Here is a 24,252-nt window from a genome sequence, read left to right on the forward strand (position 1 = left end):
ATTTCCAGAGGACGGCGATTTATTCCGCCCCTTGTTCCGAAGGAAAGAAACCATGACCGACAAGATTCAGATGACCAGACGCTCGATCCTTGCGGGGGCAGCCTTTGTTGGCGCGATCGCACCGGTCGTGCAGGCTTCCTTCGCCCATGCGGTCGAAGCGCCCCCCGCAAAGATGAAGCCAGGCGACCTCTCGCGCCTCCGTCGCGAGAAGGTCGAGCTCGTGAAGCCGCCTTTCGTCCATGCCCATGCCCAGAAAGCCGATGGTCCGCCGAAGGTCGTCGAATTTACGCTGACCATCCAGGAGAAGAAGCTCGTCATCGACAAGGAAGGAACCGAGATCAATGCGATGACCTTCGATGGGTCGGTTCCGGGTCCGCTCATGGTGGTCCATCAGGACGACTACGTCGAGCTCACCCTCATCAACCCCGACACCAACGAACTCCAGCACAATATCGACTTCCATTCGGCCACCGGCGCCTTGGGTGGCGGAGCGCTGACGGTGGTGAACCCCGGCGAGAAGACTATTCTCAGGTTCAAGGCAACCAAGGCCGGCGTCTTCGTTTACCACTGCGCACCTCCCGGAATGGTGCCGTGGCACGTTACCGCGGGCATGAACGGCGCCATCATGGTGCTCCCGCGCGACGGCCTCAAGGACGGCAACGGGAAACCGCTGACCTACGACAAGATCTACTACGTGGGTGAACAGGATTTCTACGTCCCGCGCGACGAGAACGGCAAGTTCAAGAAGTATAACAGCGCCGGCGAAGCCTATGAGGACACGTTGTCGGTCATGCGGACGCTGACCCCGACGCACATCGTCTTCAACGGGGCGGTCGGTGCCTTGACGGGCCAGAACGCCATGACCGCCGCCGTCAACGAGAGGGTGCTCATCGTCCATTCGCAGGCAAACCGCGATACGCGGCCCCATCTCATCGGCGGCCATGGCGACTATGTCTGGGCCACGGGCAAGTTCGCCAACCCTCCAGAGATCGACCAGGAAACATGGTTCATCCCGGGCGGTGCGGCTGGCGCTGCATTCTACACCTTCCAGCAGCCCGGCATCTACGCCTATGTCAACCACAACCTGATCGAGGCCTTCGAGCTGGGCGCTGCGGCACATTTCAAGGTCACCGGTGATTGGAACGACGACTTGATGACGTCGGTCCTGGCGCCGAGCGGCACCTGATCGGAAACGGCCGGGAGCATGAACTGTCATGCTCCCGGCCGGCCTTCATCCCCTGCAAGCTAGATTTCGCCTCGGGAGGCGAACATGCGATGGACATACGACAGGCCAAAACTCCCGCTCCTCCATACCGGGCTTCCGATCACGCTGATCGCTATGTTGGCGGCGGGTATCTTCCACCAGGTGGGTTTCATGAAGCCTGCGCCCCCAGAGGGCGCGATCTATGAGCCCGCGACGGTCGTCGTCCCTCCTCGTACCTACAGCTACAGGAGCGATGGAGAGTTTCTGAAGGGCACGGCGCCCATCGATCCCCCGATGAAGACGGTGGTTGCAGCGTCGAGCCTGACGATCATGAAAAATCACGTCACTGCTTCGGAATACCGGGAGTGCGTCGCCTCGCGCGCCTGCAAATCCTCTGAAGCGACCTCGTCAAGGCCGGACGTTCCCGCCACTGGCGTGAGCTTCGACGATGCCACGGCTTATGCCCACTGGCTTTCTGATGTGACCGGCGAATACTGGACCTTGCCAACCGACGAACAGCTGGCGCAGGCCGCGGGCAAGCGGTTCCCCGACGATGCTCTCGGCCTCGATCAAGACAGCAAGAACCCCGCGCTGCGATGGCTGGCCGACTACGAGCGCGAAGCGCGCGAGCGGGCGACAGGTGATCCCGTGCCCCGGCCGACCGGAAGCTTTGGGGAGAACGAATATGGTCTAGCCGACTTTGGCGGCAACATCTGGGAATGGACTTCCACCTGCCATCGCAGGGTCCATCTCTATGCGAACGGTTCCGTTCGCGCGTCGGAGGAGATTTGTGGCGTCTACGTGACTGTCGGCCCGCATCGCTCGCCGATGAGTTCGTTCATCCGGGATCCGAAAGGCGGCGGTTGCGCGGTGGGCACGCCGCCCGACAATCTAGGTTTTCGCCTGGTCAAGTCCACCCGGTGGTATGCGCCACTTCTGAAAACGCTTCGCCAGGCAGGTTGGACTACATGATCGTCACTCGCGCCATCCGCGCAAGCCGACGTCAAAGCGGGCCGCAGCAAACTCCGAACCGTTTGTCATAGGTCAAGGAGGACCGGCTTTTTTACCCTAGTGTGAGTTCCAACGAAGCCGAGGGCTTTCGAGAAAAGGAGTAAGGAAATGAAGAAGATTTTGGCATCCCTGGTCGGCGCGGCAATCGCAACGGCTGTCTGCACAACGGTGGCTTCGGCCGCCGATTTCGAAGTGCAAATGCTCAACAAGGGCAAGGACGGCGCGATGGTATTCGAGCCGAGCTCCCTCAAGGTCGCCAAGGGCGATACCGTCACCTTCATCCCGACCGACAAGTCCCACAACGCTGAAACCATCGACGGGTTGATCCCGCAAGGCGCAAAGCCCTTCAAGGGCCAGATGAACGAAAGCGTGAAAATCACGTTCGACGTCGAGGGTGCTTATGCCGTGAAATGCGCGCCACATGTTGGCATGGGCATGATTAGCCTCATCGTTGTCGGCAACGCTCCTGCGAACCTGGAGGCCATAAAGACTGCGAAACTGCCCAAGAAGGCTCGCGAACGTCTCGATGCGGATATTGCTGCTTCTGGCGTTTAAGCCGGAGCCGTACAGATGGCGGCCGCACCCTCGTCCTGGGTTGGACAGGCTGTTCGTGCAACAGAGCCTCAGGCGGATCCGGGAAGAGGGCTGACCCAAAGCCGACTGAGTTAGCCGTCCGGTCGAGAAACGAAGGATCTCCACTCCTTCACCACAAACCGCGTTCCGCCATTGCGCGGAAAAGCAACATTGTCGGTTTAGTGTCTCGAGCCGTAGATGTCGACGGCCGCGAACTTCCATCGGTGGCGCACAGTACACGGTCATTCAACGGGGCGTTCGATCCAGCATCCTGAATCGCGCGAATGCTCGAAGCCGGAGCCGAGAAAGCAGAGGAAGGTTCACGCGGCGCCATCGTATCCCGCCGGCAATGCCGGGAAGCCTCAAGGAGTGCCGGCCGCAGGCCAGGCTTGACGTGGGCAACGGTGCCGTTCTGGTTGTCTCTCCGGGCTCAACAGGTCGGCGTGGCGCTTGGGCCTGGCTTACTGGTGCAATACAACAGTCCCGACGTGTTGAAGAGTAACCTGCAGAGCTTCTTAAAAGTCATTGAAGAGGGCGGAAAGCCGCAACCTGCCAGCTCCCTGACTGCCACCGCCAGTTATAGTATCATGCGAGACACGAAATCCCTGGAGTGGTTGCTGCGCTATGAGGGCTTTGACCAGTTGAATGCGGCAGATATCAAACAACGGGAGGAGCGGCAGAAGACCGGCGCGCCCTTCAATCCAACCACGGATCCGACGTTTCGGAAGCTGTTGAGGGTGGACGCGACCGTCATCTCCAAGGACCCCGACGCGGCCGATCGCAAGCTGATGGTCAACGAACCGCGCTCGCGTCATGTCGGCCCAGCCGTTCATGTCCAAACACAGCGGATGGCAGGGACGTCGTTCTCTACGTAAACCCCAGCGTACCCGCGCTGATGCCCGTGCCGCTTGAGGAGGGCAGACGTTATGCGCTCATCGCTCGCACCACGCCTCTCAAAACTGGTGCCTCGCAACTCGATCTGATCAGCTACGATCGCCTTGATTGATGAGCGTAGGACCGGAGGAGCGGCACTTGGTGCATTTTCTCAGAATGCTCCCATGGGTTTGACTTGGTGCAGGCCCAAATTGCTCCCATTGTTTGCCGATACCTAGAGTTATGGTATTTGGGGATTCGAAGCGTATGCATGAGCTATGTATTGACCGCTATATGAGGTAAAGGCTTGATGGGTCAGCTGACGTCGGGAGAACGCGACCTCGCAGGGTTGGTTCTGGTATTCATGGCTGTTATCGGCATAGCAATGGCAGCTATGGGGGGAATGGAGCCGCTCGGCATTCACGGCGTCATGGTGCTTTTGTGCAGCGTTGGCCTTCTGTTCGTGCTCATGTCCAGTGCGTTTGGTCCAGCTCCCGATCCCGCCCGTCTGAGCAAGTACTATGACGACCCGATCAAGGTCGGTGTGGGCTTTACCCTCGCATGGGCGATCTTCGGCATGTTCATCGGTGTCTGGGCCGCGGCGCAGCTTGCGTGGCCGAGCCTCAACTTCGATACCTCCTGGGCGAGTTTCGGCCGCATCCGTCCTGCTCATACGTCCGGCGTGATCTTCGGCTTCGGCGGGAATGCCCTGATCACGACGTCCTACCATGTCGTCCAGCGCACTTCCCGGGCGCGTCTCGCCGACCAGTTTTCTCCCTGGTTCGTTCTCCTCGGCTTCAACCTGTTCTGTCTGATCGCGGTTTCCGGCTATTTTCTCGGCGTCACCCAGTCGAAGGAATACGCGGAGGCGGAATGGTACGCAGATATCTGGCTGGTGGTCGTCTGGGTAGCCTATTTCGTCCTCTATGTCAGAACGCTGGCGCGGCGCAAGGAGCCGCACATCTACGTCGCAAACTGGTACTACATGGCCTTCATTCTCGTCGTCGCCATTTTGCACATAGTCAATAACCTGGCGGTCCCGATTTCGTTCACGCAGGCCAAGAGCTATACGATCTGGGCGGGGGTGCAGGACTCCATGGTGCAGTGGTGGTATGGCCACAATGCCGTCGCCTTCTTCCTCACTGCCGGCTTTCTGGCCATGCTCTACTACTACCTGCCCAAACGGGCGGAGCGGCCGATCTTCTCCTACCGCCTGTCGATCCTGAGCTTCTGGGGCATCACCTTCTTCTATATGTGGGCCGGCTCCCACCATCTTCACTATACGGCCCTGCCGCACTGGGTGCAGAACCTCGGAATGACATTTTCGGTGATGCTGTTGGTACCATCCTGGGCTTCGGCGGGGAACGCCCTGCTGACGCTCAACGGCGCGTGGCACAAGGTACGGGACGACGCCACCTTGCGCTTTATCATGATGGCGGCGTTCTTTTACGGGCTTTCGACGTTCGAGGGGTCCTTCCTCGCGATACGCCCCGTCAATTCCCTGTCCCATTACACGGACTGGACGGTGGGCCATGTTCACGCTGGCGCGCTGGGATGGGTCGCAATGATCACGTTCGGTTCGCTCTACACCCTTGTGCCGTCGATCTGGAAGCGTCAACGGATGTACTCGGCGACACTCGTGGAGGTCCACTTCTGGCTCGCACTCGTCGGTACGCTCATCTACGTCTTCGCGATGTGGAATTCCGGGATCATCCAGGGGCTGATGTGGCGGACCTATTCCGAAGACAATGCCCTTGTCTATTCCTTCGTCGATACTCTGGTTGCGATGTACCCCTATTACATTGCGCGCGCGTTCGGAGGGTTGCTGTTCCTCATCGGCGCGGTCGTCGCGTCGTACAACGTCTGGATGACCGTCCGGAGTCCGAGCCCCGCGCCGTCTCCTGCGGGTGATGATTTGCCCATTGGCGAACATTCAGCCACAGTTCCATCGGCCGCGGAGTAGGAACATGACCGATACGCCTCACAGGAAACTGGAACGGTCCGCGACGGGCTTCATGCTGGCTATCGTCGCTGCCGCCAGTGTCGGCGGGATCGTCGAGATAGCTCCCCTTTTTACGATCGACAACACCGTCGAAAACGTTGAGGATATGCGCCTCTACACGCCGCTGGAACTCGCCGGACGTGACATCTACGTCCGCGAAGGATGCTACGCATGCCACAGCCAGATGATCAGGACGTTGCGGGACGACGTGGAGCGCTACGGCCCCTATTCGCTCGCTGTTGAGTCAAAGTATGACCACCCCATGCTCTGGGGGTCGAAACGCACTGGACCGGACCTCGCCCGCATCGGCGGCAAGTACTCGGACTTCTGGCACGTCGCCCATCTGAGTAATCCGCGGGACGTGGTCCCGGAATCCAACATGCCGTCTTACCGATGGCTCGCCACGACGCCCCTGAAGCTCGGCAATCTGCCTCTCATGCTCCAGGCGCAGCGCGCAGTGGGCGTGCCCTATACCGACGACATGATCGCCAACGCTTCTGCCGATGCCCGCGGCCAAGCTGTGCCGGACAGCGACCAGTCTGCGGGCGTATCCGAGCGGTATGGCGCGGCAACGCAGATTTCCGCATTCGACGGCGTGGCGACGAACATCACCGAAATGGATGCGCTCGTCGCTTATCTCCAGGTTCTGGGACAACTGACGAAAGCCGCTTACGAAAGCACGGCGGCTCCCGAACAGATGCCTAACCCCAACAATTAGGAGGACGCGATGGATTTTACGCATGATACGATCGTCGCAATCTCAAAGAGCTGGGGTCTGTTCTATCTGATCGGTTTTTCGATTTGTGTCATTGTCTACACCTTCCTGCCTTCGAACAGGAAAAGGTTCGAAAGCGCCGAGAGGGAAATTTTCGACAAGGAAGATGGCCCATGGAAGTAGAAGAGGTTGACCCCGTCAGCGGCCGCAAGACCACGGGCCACATCTGGAACGGCATCAAGGAGCTGGATACCCCGATACCGCGGGGCGTTCTGCTGTTCCTGATCGTCACGCACGTGTTCGCGGTGCTGTGGTGGTTCCTGCTTCCGACATGGCCGCTCGGCAGGACCTACACGAAGGGGCTACTGGGCATCGACCAAAAGACGACCGTGGAGGAGACCTTGCGTGAGGGGGCTGACGCCAGAGCCTCATGGATGAGCAAGATCGGCAGCATGTCCTACGACGAGATACGGGCGGACGAGCGGCTCATGGCCACGGTGCGGTCCACCGGTAAGCAGCTCTTCGGCGACAACTGCGCAGCCTGTCATGGCCGCGACGGAAAGGGTGGCAACAACTATCCCGACCTGACGGACGATGACTGGCTTTGGGGTGGCGGGCCGGAGAAAATCCAGCAGACCTTGATGGTGGGTATCAATTCCAGGCATCCCGATACCCGTATTGCCCAGATGCCCGCCTTCGGCAGGGACGAGATGCTCGACCGTCAGCAGGTTCTCGACGTCGCCGCCTACGTCATCTCGCTGAACGATCCGACCACATCTACCGCCAAGAACGTCAACCAGATCGACAAGGGCCGTGAGGTGTTTCTCACCACCTGCGCTGCCTGTCACGGCGAGAACGCGAAAGGCAAGCCGGACGTCGGGGCACCGAACCTAACGGACCGTCAGTGGGTTTATGGCGGGAGCCTGCAAAGCATCATCGATACGATCCATGGAGGGCGGCAGGGACATATGCCGACGTGGGACGAGCGGCTTTCGCCATCCGAGATCAAAATCCTCGCGCTTTATGTGAACGCGCTCGGGCAAGTGGAACCCTGAATGAGTGAGACGGCGGGAAAGAGTCGTGGATGGTTCAGGCCGTTGTTGATACTCTCGGCGGCGGCGTTGCTGGTGCTGCTGGCGAACGCGCATCTCGTCTATGTTGCCGTCTCCACACAGCCGGACTGCGTCCCCCATCTCAAGGAAAGGGGCGGCTCACCCGGAGCATACCGGGCCGCCAAGTCGGCATGTTGATGTCAGGAGATCACGATGGCCACTAGAGACAACACGCCCGTTCTGGTTTCCGAGCTGTCGGATATCGAGGAGACCCGCAACAAGCGATACAAGCGCGATGTCTCCTACGAAGCGCCTTTTCGCTGGCTTGCAGCTGGATGGCGTGATCTCTGGACCCGGCCTGTCCCGAGCCTCATCTACGGTGTCGCGGTGTTTGTCGCCTCCTTGGTCTTCATCGTCTACATGTACGATACCGGAAGAGACTATTTTTTGTTTCCGGCGCTCGCGGGTTTTATGATCGTCGGGCCGCTGGTCGCCGCGGGGCTCTATCTGAAGAGCCGCGATATCGAAAGCGGCCAACGCGTCACCCTCGGGTCAATGCTTTCCGTGCAGCCTCTCGCGGGAGCTCAGGTGTTCTTCACCGGGATGGTCCTCACGATGCTCATGCTCCTGTGGATGCGAGCGGCCGTCCTGGTCTACGCGCTGTTTTTCGGGGTCCGACCCTTTCCGGGCCTCGACCACGTCGCGGCCATGCTGGTCACCACTCCAGTCGGCTGGGCGATGCTTCTGGTCGGCAGTCTGATCGGAAGCCTGTTCGCGGGGTTTGCGTTCGCCATCAGCGTATTCTCGATCCCGATGCTCCTCGACCGTAGGGTGGATGCGATGACGGCGATGGGCGTGAGCATGGCGATCGTGTGGAACAACCTCAGGCCGATGTTGCTTTGGGGCGCGATCGTACTGGCGCTCTTCCTGATCTGCGTTGCCACCGGGCTTATTGGATTGATCGTGATTTTCCCCTGGCTCGGCCACGCGACGTGGCACGCTTACAAAGAGATGCGGTAGACAGTCATGACGTGCTGCGCCTCGAGCACTGCTGCGATAGGCATCGGGCATTCTGACGGATGCTCGCCGGAGGAAGTCGCGTTCTCGAGCAAAGAGCTGAGGAACGGAGTTCGGCAGACCACCCTGTCCGTCCCTGAAATGCACTGCGCGTCCTGCATCCGGGCGATCGAAACTGCCCTGGCGGCTGTTGACGGCGTTGAGGCCGCCCGGGCCAACCTCTCGCTGCGGACGGTCGTCGTGAACTGGAAAGGAGATCGCGGGGCCCCCCCCGATCTCACGGGCGCGTTGTCAGCTGTCGGCTACTCGTCCCATCTGCCGACGAACGATATGGGGGAGGAGGATCGCGTTCATTCGCACCTGTTGCGCGCCCTTGCCGTCGCAGGGTTCTGCTCAATGAACATCATGCTGCTTTCGGTTTCAGTCTGGGCCGGTGCAGACGCAGGAACGCGGCAGGCCTTTCACCTGCTGTCCGCGGCTTTGGCTCTTCCCGCCGTCCTATATTCCGGGAGCGCCTTCTACGCCTCGGCGTGGCGCGCGCTGGTCCACGGCCGGATGAACATGGATGTGCCGATCAGCGCGGGCGTGCTCCTGTCGTTCGGGCTAAGCCTCTACGACGCCATTGGCAATGCGGCGCAAGCGTATTTTGAAGCAAGTACATCGCTGTTGTTCGTACTTCTCGGGGGGCGTCTGCTGGATCATATGATGAGGCGCAGGGCGAAGTCGGCGGTAGCAGGACTGGCGCGCCTCATGCCTCAAGGTGCAAACGTCGTGGCGGCCGATGGGTCGGTCCGTTACGTCCCATTGAACGAGGTTCACCCCGCATCGCGGGTGCTGGTGGCAGTCGGCAGCAGGGTCCCCACCGATGGCGTCGTTGTCGAGGGCCGTTCAGAACTGGATAGCTCGCTCGTCACCGGAGAAAGCGCCTGGCAGGCGATCGATCTCGGAAGCCAGGTTCGGGCGGGCGCGATCAACCAGGGTGCACCCTTCGTGTTGACCGCCTCCGTCGCTCCTGCGGATTCGCTTCTCTCGGAAATGACGAGAATGCTCGCAGCCGCAGAAAACAGTCGTTCGAGCTACCGACGCCTGGCGGACCGCGCAGCGGCTCTTTATGCCCCGGTTGTTCATTCCATGTCTCTGCTTGCCCTGATCGGCTGGTTCTACGGTACCGGCGATATCCATCGAGCGCTGACCATCGCAATCACGGTTCTCGTCATCACCTGTCCATGCGCCTTGGGGATCGCCGTGCCGATGGTCCAGGTGGTCCTCGCGCGACGCCTGTTTGACCGGGGAGTAATGGCGACCGACGGTTCCGCGTTCGAGCGCCTTGCCGGAGTCGACACCGTCGTGTTCGATAAGACAGGCACACTCACGACCGGTCAACCCAGCCTTCTCAATCTCGATGAAATATCGGAGAAACACCTTGCCATTGCCGGGTCGATGGCGCGTCTGTCAAATCATCCGATCTCCTGGGCACTGTCGGCAGCTCACTCGAATTCGGGCCAAAAGCTGATCACCTTCGACGAGACGCGAGAGTTTGCTGGCTACGGCCTCGAGGCCACGATCGGCGCGGATATCTATCGACTTGGCAGGGTTGAGTGGGCGGCAAGCGCGGGCTTTACGTCAGGGGCAGCGGAGCTATCCGCCGTCAGCCTGTCGCGGAACGGACAGACAATGGCGATGTTCACGTTCGGGGAAACACTGCGTCCCGGCGCAGCCGAGCTGGTCAAATCCCTTCAAGCGGGGGGGATCGATGTTCGGATACTGTCGGGAGACTCCAAGCCCGCCGTCGCGCGGATCGCCCGCTTCCTGAACATCGAAGGATTTTCCGCCGGTCTACTGCCAGGCGATAAGGTGACGGCAATCGCCGACTTGCAGGTTCGCGGGCATAAGGTCTTGATGGTCGGAGACGGGATAAACGACGCCGCCGCGTTACGGGCTGCGCATGTGTCGATGGCACCGTCAACGGCAAGCGACATCGGACGTAGCGCCGCCGACTTCGTGTTTCTGGGCGACAGCTTGTCGGTGGTCGAAGAGAGCCTCGAAGCGGTAAAAAAGGCGATGCGACTGGTCAGGCAGAACTTCGCGCTGGCGGTTATCTACAATACCGTCAGCCTGCCGCTTGCGCTTTCCGGGTTCGTAACACCTCTCATCGCGACCGTGGCTATGTCATCATCGTCCATTCTGGTGGTAGCAAACGCGCTCAGGCTATCTGGTGGCGAGAAACAGATGGAGGAGGTGCGAATGCCTCGGCCTCACCAAGCGGTGGAGGCGGGCGCATGACAGCTCTGAGCGTATTGGTCCCCTTGACCGTCGCGATGGGAGCGGCGGGCCTGCTGGCCTTTCTGTGGTCAATGCGGTCGAAGCAATACGAAGACCTCGATGGCGCGGCCGAAAGAATACTGTTGGAGGACGATGACGCGACCGGTTGACTGCGGCAACCCGAGCGGGGTCTATTGCGTTCCAGGACTGAGACAAAGGAGCGAGCATGGCTACTGAAACAGGACAGGACACGCCTGCGGAACAACCATCCAGGACCAGGTTACATCGCATTCTGATCGTTGATCCGGCCGATGCGGTAACCGGGCTGAGTATCGTCTTCGGAGTGATAGGCGCGCTGGTGGGCGCAATCGCCGCCGTGGTGGTGACGCCTGACGTCAGCCTCGCTGTGCTGGGCTATTGCGTACTTGCCGCCTTGGCAGGCGGTTCGGCAGGTATCGTCACCGGGGGAATGGTCGGTGCGATTCTCGCCGTTACGAAAGGAGTTACTCCGCCGCGGGACACTGGCAAACGACCATAGAATTGCAGGTTGTTCAACAGCCGTGTAATGACTCACCGAAAGTCTGCGGATCGGAACCTGCGTCGAAAGACCTTACGATCGCCGAACGCTGGTGACTTGGATCAGCCACCCGGATATGCAGAACCTGACCGTCGCCTCGCTGGAGGCGGACACGCGAGGGTGCGAGATCGTCTATGGGGTCTCGGCAAACGACTGGGGCATTTGGGACAACCGCCGCACCCTTGGGCTGGGGTATCTTCCGCCCGACAATTCGGAACGTTATGCCGAGGAGATTCTCGCTCAGGCCGATATAGCGAGGCTTTCGGCAGGGCAAAGCGAAGGATTGCGGTCATCGCCTGCACGTCAGCACCCTAGTCGCGTCGCGAAACCAGCGACAGGTTCCATGTCTTGGGCGTCGCCCTTTGATGGTTCAGCTCAAACTTGAGGCCCAGCACTTTCGCAACGCTGTGCCCCCAGCGGGCGAAATTCTGCGGGGACTGGCGGTCTATCGTATCGAAGGGTGTAAGCTTCCACTAGCCTCTTTGAACCGCGACCTGTGCGATCTCTGCCGCAAACCCACAGAATGCCGGGAAGCTGCGATCGCCAAAACCAACCACGGCAAGCGGAAGACCGGGTATTACCGGACAGCGCTCGAAGTCGTCGAGGAAGCCGCCTGCGGAGGCCGGTGCCGCGCCATTGCCATAGGTGGCCGCAAGTACGATGATCCGCTGCGCCTTCGGCCCGCGGGCCGGATTAGAGCCCGTCGTCGGCGCGACATGCACCCGAAGTCCCTGCTCCGAAAGAACAGACTGAAGAGTGGCGGCAAACCCGCGCGTCGTCTAGGATCTCGACCGGCCCCGGCACAGGCACAGGGACACATTCGATCGCGAGCGGCTTGCCGACCTCATGCACGACGGCGGCCTTCATTGTCTTGACCATCGGTTGACTCCATAGACGTTTTACGAGGCCACTGTCCCCGGGCGACCTTGGACGCATTGATCACCGTCAATGGCGGCCCGGGCCGTTTATCAGATGATCGACGGAGTAAAACCGGGAGGCATCGGAATGTCAGACATCTATAAGGTGGGAACGCTCCGCCAAGGCCAAATTGCCCGCGGATACGCAATCGTTAGGCATCTTTTTCCTTCAGTGTCCTTCGACGAATGGAAGTTGGCAACAGGGACAGTGATTCAGCGGCGGAGCTGGCTTGCCGTGACCGATCCTGCGGGAACCATCCGAGGCCTCTGCTATATATTCGTCAACCATCAGCGACAATCGCGCGAACTAGAGGTCCCGATTTTCGCGTCGGTTAGTTTGTTCGACGAACTCGGAGTGGCTCGCGAGCTTTTTGATGTGGCGAAGGAACGGGCGCGAGCGTTCGGCTACGATAAGCTGCACTTTTGGCCGGCTGGACCGCTAGGTTGGTCTATCGTCGCTGAGCCGGAGCAGGCATCGGTCCCATCCGAAGGCCTTCTCTATGATCTTAACACAGATCAGGCCCCGGAAATTCAACAGCAGCGGCGCGATATCCCCGACGCCGCCCACTGACTTGACAGGTTGAGGGCGCCTGCTCCCGGCCTCGATCTTGCGGCGCAACCGCGTGACCTGCGCGTCGAATGTCCGGTTGAAGGCCGCAAGATGGCGAGCGCGGCTCTGTTCCATCAGGAAATGGCGCGTCAGCACCCGCTCACACGGAAATACGGACGGGCACATGGCGCATCCTCGCATCGTCGTACACCAGAAGAATTTCGGGCTCCGAAGCTACCGCATTGTCGGGCCGAAGTTACAACCTGTTACAATTGGACACTCGTTGGTACCAAAGCAGCATCCTCGCGTTACGCAGCAAAGGTCTACTACTCTGCAACGGACGGAGGCTACCATGTATATTGCAAGCGAACATACTGCTCATTTCACCCGCAAACACGCACCCTCAGATGGGGCAAATTGCCTGCGCGACCTTTTCAGTAAACAGCCCGTTGAGCATCGCAGCGGAAACAGATCGCTGTTCTTAGAGGGTGACGAGGCTGCGCATGTGTTTCAGGTTGTTGAAGGGACGCTGAGGATCTTCAAGATCATATCCGACGGTCGTCGCGTCATCACCGGCTTCCTCTATGCCGGCGACATCGTTGGGATATCGCTGGGAAAGCGTTATCTCTACAGCGCCGATGCGGTCTCATCGACGACAGTCCGGAGGCTGACCCGAAACCAGTTCGACTCGGGAATCGACGAAAGTCCGCGGCTGCGCACGGAAGTCTCCGCCCTTGTGTCTGACGAAATGGCGGCGGCGCAGGACCAGATGGTGCTCTTGTCTTGCAAAAGCGCGGAAGAAAGGATGTGTTCGTTCCTCCTGAAGCTCCTGAAGAAGAGCGAATTGCTCGGTGAACGGCGTCTAAGTATCGAGCTCCCTATGAGCCGGCAGGACATCGCCGACTACCTCGGCCTGACCATCGAGACGGTATCCCGCACGATCACCAAATTGATCAACAAACGGGTTTTACGGATCGAGAATGCGGTCGCACGCCACTCCATCAGCGTGGAAAGACCGGTTTTGCTTGCGCAACTTGCTGGTGATGATGATGATTGCTCGGACATGCGGCATGATTTGGTTGTCCAGGGGAGCCAGCGCCGCCACTAGGAACCCCCGTCAGGAGCGGCGATGTCGGATAAGAGCATCAGGGACGGCGGAATCGCGGAGCAGCTAGAGATCATTACATCCTTGCTGGCTCAGGCCAATATCGTCGCCCATGGCATGGACGGCATTATCCGTGGTTGGACCATGGGCTGCGAGCAACTCTATGGTTGGAGCCGGGACGAAGCGCTTGGAATGGTGGTCCATGAGCTCCTTCAGACACAGTTTCCGCGGCCCGTGCAGGAGGTCCGGCGGCTGGTCCAGGAGGAGAAGTCTTGGAGCGGCGAGGTTACCCATCGTCACAAGGACGGCCGGCTGCTTTCGGTATCGACGCGGTGGGCTCTCGTTCAGACGCTGCCAGGAGAAGACCCAATTGTCATCCAAACGAGCAATGACGTTACGGATCTGAAAATTATGCAAGTCGATCTTGCCGAACGGGAAGCACACCTGATGTCCATCCTTGAGACGGTCCCTGACGCTATGGTCGTCATCGATGAAAAGGGGACGATTTCATCGTTCAGCGCGGCGGCTGAGCGTCTGTTTGGATACACGTCTGCAGAAGTTTGCGGCCGCAACGTCAAGATACTGATGCCGAACCCCGACCGGGACGCCCATGACGGTTACCTCTCTCGTTACCTAACGACCGGCGAACGACGCATCATCGGATACGGCCGCGTCGTAACAGGGCTGCGCAAAGACGGATCGCTGTTCCCGATGGAATTATCGGTCGGAGAGGCCGTCGCCAAGGGTAGACGAATCTTCACAGGCTTCGTCCGAGATCTCACCAGCCGACACAAGATCGAAGAAGAATTGCGCCAGTCGCAAAAGATGGAGGCGATCGGCCAGTTGACCGGTGGGTTGGCACATGATTTCAACAACCTGCTGACCGTCATCAGTGGTAATCTTGAGATGATGGAAAGCAAGCTCTCGGACGAGCGGCTCCGCCCAATGTTGCTCGAGGCGCAGGATGCAGCGGAGGATGGTGCCAAACTAACGGGCCAGCTACTTGCGTTCGGTCGGCGCCAACCGCTCAATCCAAAACTCGTCGACATCGGACAACTAGTCAACGGATTTTCGGACTTGATGCGTCGGACGCTCGGGGAAACTGTCGAGCTTCGAACGATCGTATCCGGCGGTTCCAACCAGGCTCTTGTGGACAGCTCACAGCTTCAGAACGCATTGCTGAACCTGGTCATCAATGCTCGAGATGCCATGCCGAAAGGCGGAAGGCTAACTATCGAAATCTCTCGGGTCAAGCTCGACGCGGATTATGCTCAAATGTACCCCCATATCAGGACCGGCGAGTACGTTCTGGTATCAGTTACCGATACCGGGTCAGGGATGACGGCGGAGGTAAAGGAGAAGGCGTTCGATCCTTTCTTCACCACAAAGGGCGTGGGTTCCGGGACCGGCCTTGGCCTAAGCATGGTATATGGTTTCGCCAAACAGTCAGGTGGCAATATTCAACTTTACAGCGAGCCGGGGCAGGGGACCAGCATCAGGATCTTCCTGCCAGCTGCGCAGCGAGAAGTTGGTTTGACAGCTGGTGGTGGAACTGCAGCCGCTCTGACGGCCATCCCCCATGGCACAGAGAAGATCCTCGTCGTTGAAGATGATCCTAGGGTTCGGCGGGTGGCCGTTTCGCGACTTAGCGACCTCGGCTATCAAGTGATAGAGGCGAGCAACGGAATGGAGGCACTGGACCAACTCGATCATAACGGTGATATCGCGCTGCTCTTTACCGACGTTGTCATGCCAGGAGGTATGACGGGGGATGAGCTTGCGGAGCGCGTACGGTTATCGCGTCCGGCCATCAAAATCCTCTTCACGTCCGGCTACGCCGAGCCTGCTATTGCTGGGCGCGAACTGGCTCATTCCGGAAGCTGGCTGAAGAAGCCATACACCTCGCGGGATTTGGCAAATCGACTTCGTGAACTTCTCGATAGTTGATCCTCCGCTCGTTCGTCATATGGGCCTGAAAGACGTTTGCCTTTGGCTGAATCGCCATCACGAACGCTTTTGGGCGTGACCTGCGCGATTGGTGAGGCAGCCAAGCAACACCTAAAAGCGATAATTTTTAAGGTGAAGATGCGTGATACAACGGTGGCGTCACTGCTATAGATTGAGGCAGGGCGGATGACCGCGAGGGGTAGTCAAATGTTGGGGTGGTTTCGACGCCGCTGGATCCGTCGTGACGAACACGAACGGATGAAAGCATCCTATGAGACCCGGATCTCGTTACTCGAAGCAGCCTTGGCGAAGCATGCGGGCTTCGTCTTGATGGATGAGCTTCCACCCAACCTTAGCTTGGAACTCCTGAGGCGTCTGAGTGCTAATGCACGACAATCGCACTAGGGAGCTCCTGCGATCCGTCGAGGGCTCAGCCCGTTCCAGGTGGCGTCGAATCACTCGAAATAGAGTGGTCGAAAGCTCCATGTCGTTCTGCGGTACAGGTTGCGGGGTGATGGTCGGTGTCAAGGAAGGCCAGGTGGTCGCGACGCATGGCGACATGCAGGCCGAGGTCAACCGTGGCTTGAACTGCATCAAGGGCTACTTTCTCTCCAAAATCATGTACGGCGAAGACCGTCTGCAGACGCCACTGTTGAGAAAGCGCAATGGCAAGTACGCCAAAGACGGAGAGTTCGAGCCGGTCAGTTGGGACGAGGCGTTCGACATCATGGCCGAGCAGTGCAAGAAGGTCCTGAAGGAAAAGGGGCCAACCGCCGTTGGCATGTTCGGGTCAGGCCAGTGGACGATCTTCGAAGGGTATGCGGCCACCAAGCTGATGCGTGCGGGGTTTCGCTCGAACAACCTCGACCCCAACGCGCGCCACTGTATGGCCTCCGCGGCCTCCGCATTCATGCGTACGTTCGGCATGGACGAACCGATGGGCTGCTACGACGACTTTGAAAACGCAGACGCCTTTGTTCTGTGGGGCTCGAACATGGCGGAGATGCATCCGATCCTCTGGACGCGTCTGGCCGACCGGCGTCTCGGTCATCCGCATGTGAAGGTAGCGGTCCTCTCGACATTCACCCATCGCAGCATGGACCTCGCGGACGTCCCGATTATCTTTACGCCTGGCACCGATCTCGCCATCCTGAACTACATCGCCAACCACATCATCACGACCGGGAAGGTGAACGAAGATTTCGTGCAAAAACACACTACCTTCATGAAAGGAGTGACTAATATCGGATACGGCCTCCGGCCGGAGGACCCGCTTGAACTAAAGGCGGGGAACGCGGCCAATCCGGGTAATATGGAGCCCACGGATTTCGACTCCTTCAAGAAGTTCGTCTCCGACTACACTCTCGAAAAGGTCGCAGCGCTGACGGGATCGGACCCGGGCTTCCTGAAGCAGCTGGCCGAGCTTTATGCCGATCCGTCCCGAAAAGTTATGTCCTTGTGGACAATGGGCTTCAATCAACACGTGCGGGGCGTATGGGCGAACCACATGCTCTACAATCTCCACCTGTTGACGGGCAAGATCTCCGAGCCGGGTAACGGGCCTTTCTCCCTGACCGGCCAGCCTTCGGCCTGTGGCACGGCGCGCGAGGTTGGGACTTTTGCGCATCGTCTACCTGCAGACATGACGGTCACCAATCCAGAGCACCGACGCCATGCCGAAGAAATCTGGAAGCTTCCCGAGGGGCACCTCCCGGACAAACCGGGCTACCATGCGGTCCAGCAAGACCGTATGCTAAAGGATGGCAAGCTTAGCTTCTACTGGGTCCAGGTCAACAACAACATCCAGGCCGCGCCGAACACGAAGAACGAGACCTACCAGGGGTATCGGAACCCGGACAACTTCATTGTCGTCTCGGACGCCTATCCCACCATCACCGCGATGGCGGCCGACCTCATCCTTCCGGCAGCTATGTGGGTAGAAAAGGAGGGGGCATATGGCAATGCCGAACGCCGGACTCACGTATGGCACCAGCTCGTCCAGGCACCGGGTGACGCCCGCTCAGACCTGTGGCAATTGGCAGAGTTTTCCAAGCGCTTCACGACAGAGGAGGTTTGGCCGCCGGAGACTTTGGAAAAGCACCCGCAATACCGAGGCAAGACCCTCTTCGACGTGCTGTTCAAGAACGGTCAGGTGGACCGCTTCCCGTTGAGCGAAATCGATCCGGTTTATGCAAACAATGAAGCCAAAGCGTTCGGGTTCTACATCCAGAAGGGCCTATTCGAGGAATACGCCTCCTTCGGTCGTGGCCACGGGCATGATCTTGCACCTTACGACCGCTACCACCAGGAGAGGGGGCTGCGTTGGCCCGTGGTCGACGGCAAGGAGACAAAATGGCGTTATCGCGAGGGGTATGATCCATACGTCAAACCGGGGGAAGGGGTAAGGTTCTATGGAAGGCCGGACGGGAAGGCGGTCATTCTTGCCGTTCCTTACGAACCTCCCGCCGAGTCACCGGACAAGGAGTACGACTTCTGGCTCGTGACGGGGAGGGTTCTTGAACACTGGCATTCCGGCTCGATGACGATGCGGGTGCCGGAGCTGTACAAGGCGTTTCCTGGTGCTCGATGTTTCATGAACGCTGACGACGCCCGAAAGCGCGGGTTCAATCAGGGCTCAGAGATAAGAATCGTCTCGCGTAGAGGAGAAATCCGCTCGCGGGTCGAAACTCGCGGCCGCAACCGCATGCCGCCAGGTGTGATCTTCGTGCCCTGGTTCGATGCCAGCCAGTTGATCAACAAGGTCACGCTCGACGCCACCGATCCCATCTCCAAACAGACGGATTACAAGAAATGCGCAGTCAAGATACTCCCCGTCGCATAGCTCGTGGTCACTGGACCGTCGTCACAGCGGTTGCCGCCGGTGTGTTCTCGGGCACGTTCGCAATCGCGCAGATGGTTCCCGATCTATCAGGGCCCGCGGATGCGATGGGGCAGGTACGAGCGAAGCCGATGCCAAAGTGGAATGTCGATGACGTGCGCAAGATGCGCGCGTACCCGGATCAGCCGCCCGTCATCCCCCATTCCATCGAAGGTTATCAGCTGTCGGTAAACACCAATCGCTGTCTCTCATGTCACAAGCGTGAGTTCACCCAAGGTGCTGGAGCGCCCATGATCAGCGTGACCCATTACATGACCCGCGAGGGTCAGATGCTCGCTGACGTTTCCCCCCGCCGGTATTTTTGCACCGCGTGCCATGTCCCCCAGGCCGATGTGAAGCCGCTTTTGGGCAATACTTTTCGGGACATGAGCCAGATGGGGGTCCAACCCATGGGGGGAAACTAGAGATGGGGAGGATTACGCGATTGGCCGGCTGGATTTGGAAGCTGCTCACGACGCCAGCTGCCACTCTTAGCCTGGCATTCCTGACCTTGGGAGGCTTTGTCGGGGGGGTGGTTTTCTGGGGTGCATTCAATACCGCGCTGGAAGTCACGAACACGGAAGCTTTCTGCGCCGGTTGTCACGAGATGCGCACAAATGTCTACGAGGAGATGACCCGAACCGTACACTTCTCGAACCGCTCCGGTGTGCGAGCATCCTGTCCGGACTGCCATGTCCCTCATGAGTGGACCGACAAGATCGCCCGTAAGATGCAGGCCTCGAAAGAGGTCTGGGGAAAGATCTTCGGAACGATCAATACCCGCGAAAAGTTTCTCGATCAGCGACTGCGCCTCGCTCAACACGAGTGGCACCGCCTGAAGGCCAATGACAGTCTGGAGTGCCGCAACTGTCATTCCTCTGTCGCTATGGACCTATCGAAGCAGACGCAGAGGGCCGCAGACATCCATACCCGCTATCTCCTGAGTGGAAAAGCGACCTGCATCGACTGTCATAAAGGCATCGCGCACGATCTTCCCAACATGCAGGGCGTAAAGCCGGGCTGGCAGATGCCAGACGAACTCGAAGACCCACCGGTGCCGGCCGCGTCGGCTATCGACGACCTACGAAACGCAATGGCGCAGGCACATCGCCAACATGTTGAGCAGGAACGGTGAGAACGAGCGGTCGCTTGGTGATGCCGCATTCGGCTCGGCTCGACCACGGGGTCAGTACCGGAATTTCACCAGATTTCCGACTCCGATGAAACCGCCCCTGTTGCAGCAGAGTGATGGATCGGTGAACCACCCAAAAGGTCAACCCAGAGCGCCACTTGTCCACCGCCAATCTAGTTGCTCTGCTTTTCGAGAAAACAATCGGCAGTTTGATCTTGCGCAATGATGATGTTGCGCGACCGCTTATTGCTGCAGCAGTGATTTCCGGGAACCCGAATGCGAATCTTTCGTCCAATCCTTCTGCTTTGCACCTACCTTTGTTTTGCGGTTTCCGCCGGCGCTGCCGCGGTTCTGCAACAGTATCTGCCTGAGACAAACATCTCGGATCTGGTCCCGGGTGCGGACGCCCTCGGACCTATGCGGAAGGACTTGGCCGTCGCTCCGGTGTTAAAGGACGGCCAAACCATTGCGTGGGTTTTCGTGACATCCGATTTCGTCGGCACGACCGGCTATTCCGGCAAGCCGATCCATACCCTCGTCGCCGTAGATTTGGATGCGAAAATCGTCAGCGTGCGGTTGGTGAAGCACTCGGAGCCAATCGTCCTCATCGGAATTCCAGAAGCGAAGGTAAAGGCACTAGTTGCGGGCTATGCCGGCCTGGATCTCGTCGCCGAGGCAAAATCCGGCGGGACGGCCCATGAGGTGAATATCATCTCCGGTGCCACCGTGACCGTGATGGTGATCGACGATTCGATTGTCCGCTCCGGCCTAAAGGTCGCCCGGGCCCTCGGCTTGGGTCGGCTGGTGCCGGAAGCCGCTGATGCTGGGCCACGTTTCGAGATCGATCCCGCGGCGAAACAGCCGGCCGACTGGCCGGAGGCCGAAGGCGACGGGACGGTACGCCGGCTCTCGCTTGATGTGGGGCAGGTCAATGGCGCCTTCGCCGCCCATCCCGATCCGCGCGCCCGCGATCGGGCATTGACCGCGGCGCCGCAGACCACTTTCGTCGAGATGCAGGTGGCCTTGGTTTCGGTTCCGGCAATCGGCGGTGCCCTGCTCGGGCCGGCCGAGGAGGCCAACCTTCGCAAATGGCTGGGCGTCGGCGAGCATGCCATCGCCGTAGCAGGACGCGGCCTCTATTCCTTCAAGGGGTCGGGGTATGTGCGTGGCGGCATCTTCGACCGGATCGTGCTGATCCAGGACGACGTGTCCGTGCGCTTCCGAGACCGCGACCATCATCGCCTTGGCGGAATCGCGCTCCCCGGCGCGCCGGAATTTACCGAAATGGACCTGTTCCGCATTCCCGCGGGCGTCGGTTTCGATCCCGCAAAGCCGTTCCGCATCCAGCTGCTGGTGCAGCGCGAGGTCGGTCCAGTAGAGAAGGTCTTCCAGACATTCGATCTCGGCTACCAACTGCCGCAGAGATATCGGCGCGCAATCGCCGCTCCGGCCAAGGAGGCAAAGGAGGTCGCTGCCGCCGTCAACAAGAGTGAGAACACCGCCCAGGCGGAACTCTGGAAGCGGATCTGGAGCGACAAGCAGGTCGAGATCGCCATAGTCGCCGCCATGCTGTTGGTGCTGACCGGCGTATTCTTCTTCCAGAGCTTCGCCACCAAGAATGCCCGCGGCTTCTACATCTTCCGTATGGGTTTCCTAGTCGTGACCTTGGTCTTCCTTGGCTGGTATGCCAACGCTCAGCTTTCCGTCGTTAATTTGATGGCGCTGTTCGGCAGTCTGGTCAGCGGCTTCTCCTGGCAAGCCTTCCTGCTCGATCCCCTGACCTTCATCCTCTGGTTTGCAGTTGCAGCGGCCCTGCTGTTCTGGGGCCGGGGGGCCTATTGCGGCTGGCTCTGCCCCTTCGGCGCGCTGCAGGAACTTACCAACCAGATCGCCCGCAAGCTGCGAATCCCCCAATGGACTCTTCCGTGGGGCCTCCATGAGCGGCTCTGGCCAATAAAATACATGATCTTTCTCGGTCTCTTTGGCGCCTCGCTAATGAGTATCGAGCAGGCCGAGCATCTTGCAGAGATCGAACCGTTCAAGACCGCAATTGTCCTGAAGTTCATCCGCGCCTGGCCGTTTGTGGCCTATGCCGTGGCCCTCCTGGTCGCCGGGCTGTTCGTCGAACGCTTCTACTGCCGATATCTCTGCCCGCTCGGCGCGGCGCTGGCGATCCCGGCTCGGCTGCGCATGTTCGACTGGCTCAAGCGGTATCACGAATGCGGAAATCCCTGCCAAACCTGTTCAATCCAATGCCCGGTCCAGGCGATCCACAAGACCGGGGAAATCAATCCCAACGAATGCATCAACTGTCTGCATTGTCAGGTCCTCTACCAGTCAGAATCCGTCTGCCCGGTCGTGATCAAGAAAATGAAATCACGGGCAAAGCTGGCCGCAAGTCCGGGGGGCGCTCCGGTCCAAGTTCCCGCAAACAAAGTCTAACCCAAGAAGGAAATCGATGATGGATCCGAACGAAAACAAAGGGCTGAGCCGCCGGGCTCTGTTCAGTGCTACAGCCGGTGGGGCTGTTCTGGCTGGAATGACAGGACCTGCCGTCCTGGGCCTCGGCGCTGTCGGCCTTGCGACGCCAGCCAACGCTGCAACCGGGAGCGATGGCTCCGTCGCACCCGGTAAGCTTGACGACTATTACGGCTTCTGGTCCTCGGGCCAGACCGGCGAAATGCGTATTCTCGGCATCCCCTCCATGCGCGAATTTATGCGGGTACCAGTATTCAATCGCTGCTCAGCTACCGGCTGGGGTCAGACAAATGAATCAATCCGAATCCATCAGCGCACGATGTCGGAAAAGACCAAGAAGCAACTCGCCGCCAACGGCAAGAAGATTCACGACAACGGCGACCTGCACCATGTGCACATGTCCTTTACGGACGGAAAATATGACGGTCGCTATCTTTTCATGAACGACAAGGCCAACACTCGCGTGGGGCGGGTCCGCTGCGATGTGATGAAGACTGATGCCATCCTGGAAATCCCCAACGCCAAGGGCATCCACGGAATGCGTCCGCAGAAATGGCCGAAGACGAACTACGTTTTCTGCAACGGCGAAGACGAGGCGCCGCTGGTCAACGACGGCTCGACCATGAAGGATTTATCTAGTTATGTGAACATTTTCACCGCAGTCGATGCCGAAAAGTGGGACGTGGCATGGCAGGTGCAGGTATCCGGCAATCTAGACAATTGTGATGCCGACTACGAAGGCAAATGGGCCTTCTCGACCAGCTACAACTCCGAAATGGGCATGACGCTGGAAGAGATGACCAAGTCAGAGATGGACCACGTCGTGGTCTTCAACATTGCCGAGATCGAAAAGGCCATCGCCGCAGGCCAGTATAAGGAGATTAACGGCGTCAAGGTGTTGGATGGTCGCAAGGAGGCAAAGTCCCTCTTCACCCGTTATATCCCGATCGCCAATAATCCGCACGGCTGCAACATGGCGCCGGACAAGAAGCATCTGTGCATCGGGGGCAAGCTCTCGCCGACGGTCACGGTCCTCGACGTGACCAAATTCGATGCCTTGTTCTACAAGAATGCCGATCCGCGCAGCGCTGTGGTGGCGGAACCGGAACTGGGCCTCGGCCCGTTGCACACCGCGTTTGACGGTCGCGGCAATGCCTATACTTCGCTTTTCCTCGACAGCCAGGTGGTGAAGTGGAACATCGCGGATGCCATCAAGGCGTTTGCTGGCGAAAAGGTCAATCCGATCAAGGACAAGCTGGACGTCCAGTACCAGCCCGGCCACCTGAAGACGGTCATGGGCGAGACGCTTGACGCGTCCAATGACTGGCTGGTGTGCCTGTGCAAGTTCTCCAAGGACCGCTTCCTGAATGTCGGCCCGCTAAAGCCGGAGAACGATCAGTTGATCGACATTTCCGGCGATAAGATGAAGCTCGTGCACGATGGCCCGAACTTCGCCGAACCGCATGACGCGATCGCTGTTGCGCCTTCCATCCTATCGAACATCCGTTCCACCTGGGACCGCAAGGACCCGATGTGGGCGGAAACCCGCAAACAGGCCGAAGCCGATGGCGTCAACATCGACGAGTGGACCGATCAGGTGGTCCGGGACGGCAACAAGGTCCGAGTCTACATGACTTCGGTGGCGCCTGCGTTCAGCCAGGAAAGCTTTACGGTCAAGGAAGGCGACGAAGTCACCGTCATCGTCACCAATCTTGATGAGATCGATGACCTGACCCACGGCTTCACCATGGGCAACCACGGCGTCGCCATGGAGATCGGGCCCCAGCAGACGAGTTCGATTACCTTCGTTGCCGCCAACCCTGGTGTCTACTGGTACTACTGCCAGTGGTTCTGCCATGCGTTGCATATGGAAATGCGCGGCCGCATGTTCGTCGAACCGAAGGCTGCTTGATCGATGCGCCTGTCTCTCCTTCTGATCGGCCTTCTTCTCACTTCGCC

At 59.3% G+C, this 24,252-nt stretch carries 20 protein-coding genes and 3 pseudogenes; 20 read left to right on the top strand and 3 right to left on the bottom strand.

Annotation, left to right across the window (positions count from 1 at the left end):
- Window positions 1–52 precede the first annotated feature (52 nt).
- The 12 genes from nirK (at window position 53) to J2857_RS25435 (ending at window position 11,247) form a co-directional block, all read left to right on the top strand.
- Entirely contained in the window at window positions 53–1,186 is a 1,134-nt protein-coding gene (gene nirK / locus J2857_RS25380) for a copper-containing nitrite reductase (RefSeq protein WP_210012848.1), read from the top strand.
- An 84-nt stretch (window positions 1,187–1,270) separates the two neighbouring features.
- The gene (locus tag J2857_RS25385) at window positions 1,271–2,176 is read left to right on the top strand and encodes an SUMF1/EgtB/PvdO family nonheme iron enzyme (protein ID WP_210012849.1); all 906 of its coding nucleotides are present in this window, start codon (window positions 1,271–1,273) and stop codon (window positions 2,174–2,176) included.
- A gap of 147 nt (window positions 2,177–2,323) precedes the next feature.
- On the top strand, window positions 2,324–2,770 hold the full coding sequence (locus tag J2857_RS25390) for a pseudoazurin (RefSeq protein WP_245363814.1): 447 nt from the start codon (window positions 2,324–2,326) through the stop codon (window positions 2,768–2,770).
- Between the two features lie 302 nt (window positions 2,771–3,072).
- Window positions 3,073–3,663: a hypothetical protein gene (locus J2857_RS25395; RefSeq protein WP_210012850.1), complete on the top strand. Its 591-nt coding sequence runs from the start codon at window positions 3,073–3,075 to the stop codon at window positions 3,661–3,663.
- Between the two features lie 308 nt (window positions 3,664–3,971).
- Window positions 3,972–5,624 carry a cytochrome-c oxidase, cbb3-type subunit I gene (gene ccoN, locus J2857_RS25400; RefSeq protein ID WP_210012851.1) on the top strand — a complete coding sequence of 551 codons (1,653 nt, stop codon included), beginning with the start codon at window positions 3,972–3,974 and terminating at the stop codon, window positions 5,622–5,624.
- A 4-nt stretch (window positions 5,625–5,628) separates the two neighbouring features.
- Window positions 5,629–6,381 carry a cytochrome-c oxidase, cbb3-type subunit II gene (gene ccoO / locus J2857_RS25405; protein WP_210012852.1) on the top strand — a complete coding sequence of 251 codons (753 nt, stop codon included), beginning with the start codon at window positions 5,629–5,631 and terminating at the stop codon, window positions 6,379–6,381.
- 9 nt (window positions 6,382–6,390) lie between these two features.
- Window positions 6,391–6,561 (top strand): cbb3-type cytochrome c oxidase subunit 3, encoded by a 171-nt coding sequence (locus tag J2857_RS25410; RefSeq protein ID WP_210012853.1) that lies wholly within the window; start codon window positions 6,391–6,393, stop codon window positions 6,559–6,561.
- Entirely contained in the window at window positions 6,552–7,433 is an 882-nt protein-coding gene (gene ccoP / locus J2857_RS25415; RefSeq protein ID WP_210012854.1) for a cytochrome-c oxidase, cbb3-type subunit III, read from the top strand. Before J2857_RS25410 ends, ccoP begins: the two co-directional genes overlap by 10 nt.
- A 210-nt stretch (window positions 7,434–7,643) precedes the next feature.
- Window positions 7,644–8,450 (top strand): DUF2189 domain-containing protein, encoded by an 807-nt coding sequence (locus tag J2857_RS25420; protein ID WP_210012855.1) that lies wholly within the window; start codon window positions 7,644–7,646, stop codon window positions 8,448–8,450.
- Window positions 8,451–8,456: 6 nt separating this feature from the next.
- Complete coding sequence (locus J2857_RS25425) at window positions 8,457–10,730, top strand: heavy metal translocating P-type ATPase (RefSeq protein WP_210012856.1); 2,274 nt, start codon at window positions 8,457–8,459, stop codon at window positions 10,728–10,730.
- A complete protein-coding gene (gene ccoS, locus J2857_RS25430) occupies window positions 10,727–10,879 on the top strand; it encodes a cbb3-type cytochrome oxidase assembly protein CcoS (protein WP_210012857.1) in 153 nt (50 codons plus the stop codon). The genes J2857_RS25425 and ccoS overlap by 4 nt, the downstream gene beginning before the upstream one ends.
- A 56-nt stretch (window positions 10,880–10,935) precedes the next feature.
- Complete coding sequence (locus tag J2857_RS25435; protein ID WP_210012858.1) at window positions 10,936–11,247, top strand: hypothetical protein; 312 nt, start codon at window positions 10,936–10,938, stop codon at window positions 11,245–11,247.
- A 512-nt stretch (window positions 11,248–11,759) separates the two neighbouring features.
- Here J2857_RS25435 and J2857_RS31070 read toward each other — a convergent pair.
- Both J2857_RS31070 and J2857_RS31550 read right to left on the bottom strand, forming a co-directional pair.
- Window positions 11,760–12,008, bottom strand: a complete 249-nt coding sequence (locus J2857_RS31070; RefSeq protein WP_373426862.1) for a flavodoxin domain-containing protein — start codon at window positions 12,006–12,008, stop codon at window positions 11,760–11,762.
- Between the two features lie 40 nt (window positions 12,009–12,048).
- Window positions 12,049–12,165, bottom strand: a pseudogene (locus tag J2857_RS31550) (zinc-dependent alcohol dehydrogenase); the annotation flags it as partial.
- Between the two features lie 126 nt (window positions 12,166–12,291).
- On the opposite strand from J2857_RS31550, the gene J2857_RS31075 reads away from it, so the two are divergent.
- Window positions 12,292–12,774 carry a hypothetical protein gene (locus tag J2857_RS31075; protein ID WP_245363818.1) on the top strand — a complete coding sequence of 161 codons (483 nt, stop codon included), beginning with the start codon at window positions 12,292–12,294 and terminating at the stop codon, window positions 12,772–12,774.
- A gap of 42 nt (window positions 12,775–12,816) precedes the next feature.
- Here the strand turns inward: J2857_RS31075 and J2857_RS31445 are convergent.
- Window positions 12,817–12,954, bottom strand: a pseudogene (locus J2857_RS31445) (hypothetical protein); the annotation flags it as partial.
- Window positions 12,955–13,105: 151 nt separating this feature from the next.
- On the opposite strand from J2857_RS31445, the gene J2857_RS25450 reads away from it, so the two are divergent.
- From J2857_RS25450 to nosZ, 7 genes and pseudogenes are all read left to right on the top strand, one after another.
- A complete protein-coding gene (locus J2857_RS25450; protein ID WP_210012860.1) occupies window positions 13,106–13,861 on the top strand; it encodes a Crp/Fnr family transcriptional regulator in 756 nt (251 codons plus the stop codon).
- Window positions 13,862–13,882: 21 nt separating this feature from the next.
- Window positions 13,883–15,805 (top strand): hybrid sensor histidine kinase/response regulator, encoded by a 1,923-nt coding sequence (locus tag J2857_RS25455; RefSeq protein WP_210012861.1) that lies wholly within the window; start codon window positions 13,883–13,885, stop codon window positions 15,803–15,805.
- A gap of 419 nt (window positions 15,806–16,224) precedes the next feature.
- Window positions 16,225–18,647: pseudogene (napA, locus tag J2857_RS25460) on the top strand (periplasmic nitrate reductase subunit alpha); the annotation flags it as partial.
- 71 nt (window positions 18,648–18,718) lie between these two features.
- Window positions 18,719–19,108, top strand: coding sequence for a nitrate reductase cytochrome c-type subunit (locus J2857_RS25465; RefSeq protein ID WP_373426863.1), 390 nt, complete (start codon window positions 18,719–18,721; stop codon window positions 19,106–19,108).
- 2 nt (window positions 19,109–19,110) lie between these two features.
- Window positions 19,111–19,818, top strand: coding sequence for a NapC/NirT family cytochrome c (locus tag J2857_RS25470; RefSeq protein WP_210012863.1), 708 nt, complete (start codon window positions 19,111–19,113; stop codon window positions 19,816–19,818).
- Window positions 19,819–20,295: 477 nt separating this feature from the next.
- Window positions 20,296–22,257 carry a NosR/NirI family protein gene (locus J2857_RS25475; RefSeq protein ID WP_306875618.1) on the top strand — a complete coding sequence of 654 codons (1,962 nt, stop codon included), beginning with the start codon at window positions 20,296–20,298 and terminating at the stop codon, window positions 22,255–22,257.
- Between the two features lie 16 nt (window positions 22,258–22,273).
- Window positions 22,274–24,205, top strand: a complete 1,932-nt coding sequence (gene nosZ, locus J2857_RS25480) for a TAT-dependent nitrous-oxide reductase (RefSeq protein WP_210012865.1) — start codon at window positions 22,274–22,276, stop codon at window positions 24,203–24,205.
- Window positions 24,206–24,252 lie beyond the last annotated feature (47 nt).

Origin of the sequence: Neorhizobium galegae (assembly GCF_017877055.1) — a bacterium.
Taxonomy (GTDB): domain Bacteria; phylum Pseudomonadota; class Alphaproteobacteria; order Rhizobiales; family Rhizobiaceae; genus Neorhizobium; species Neorhizobium galegae_D.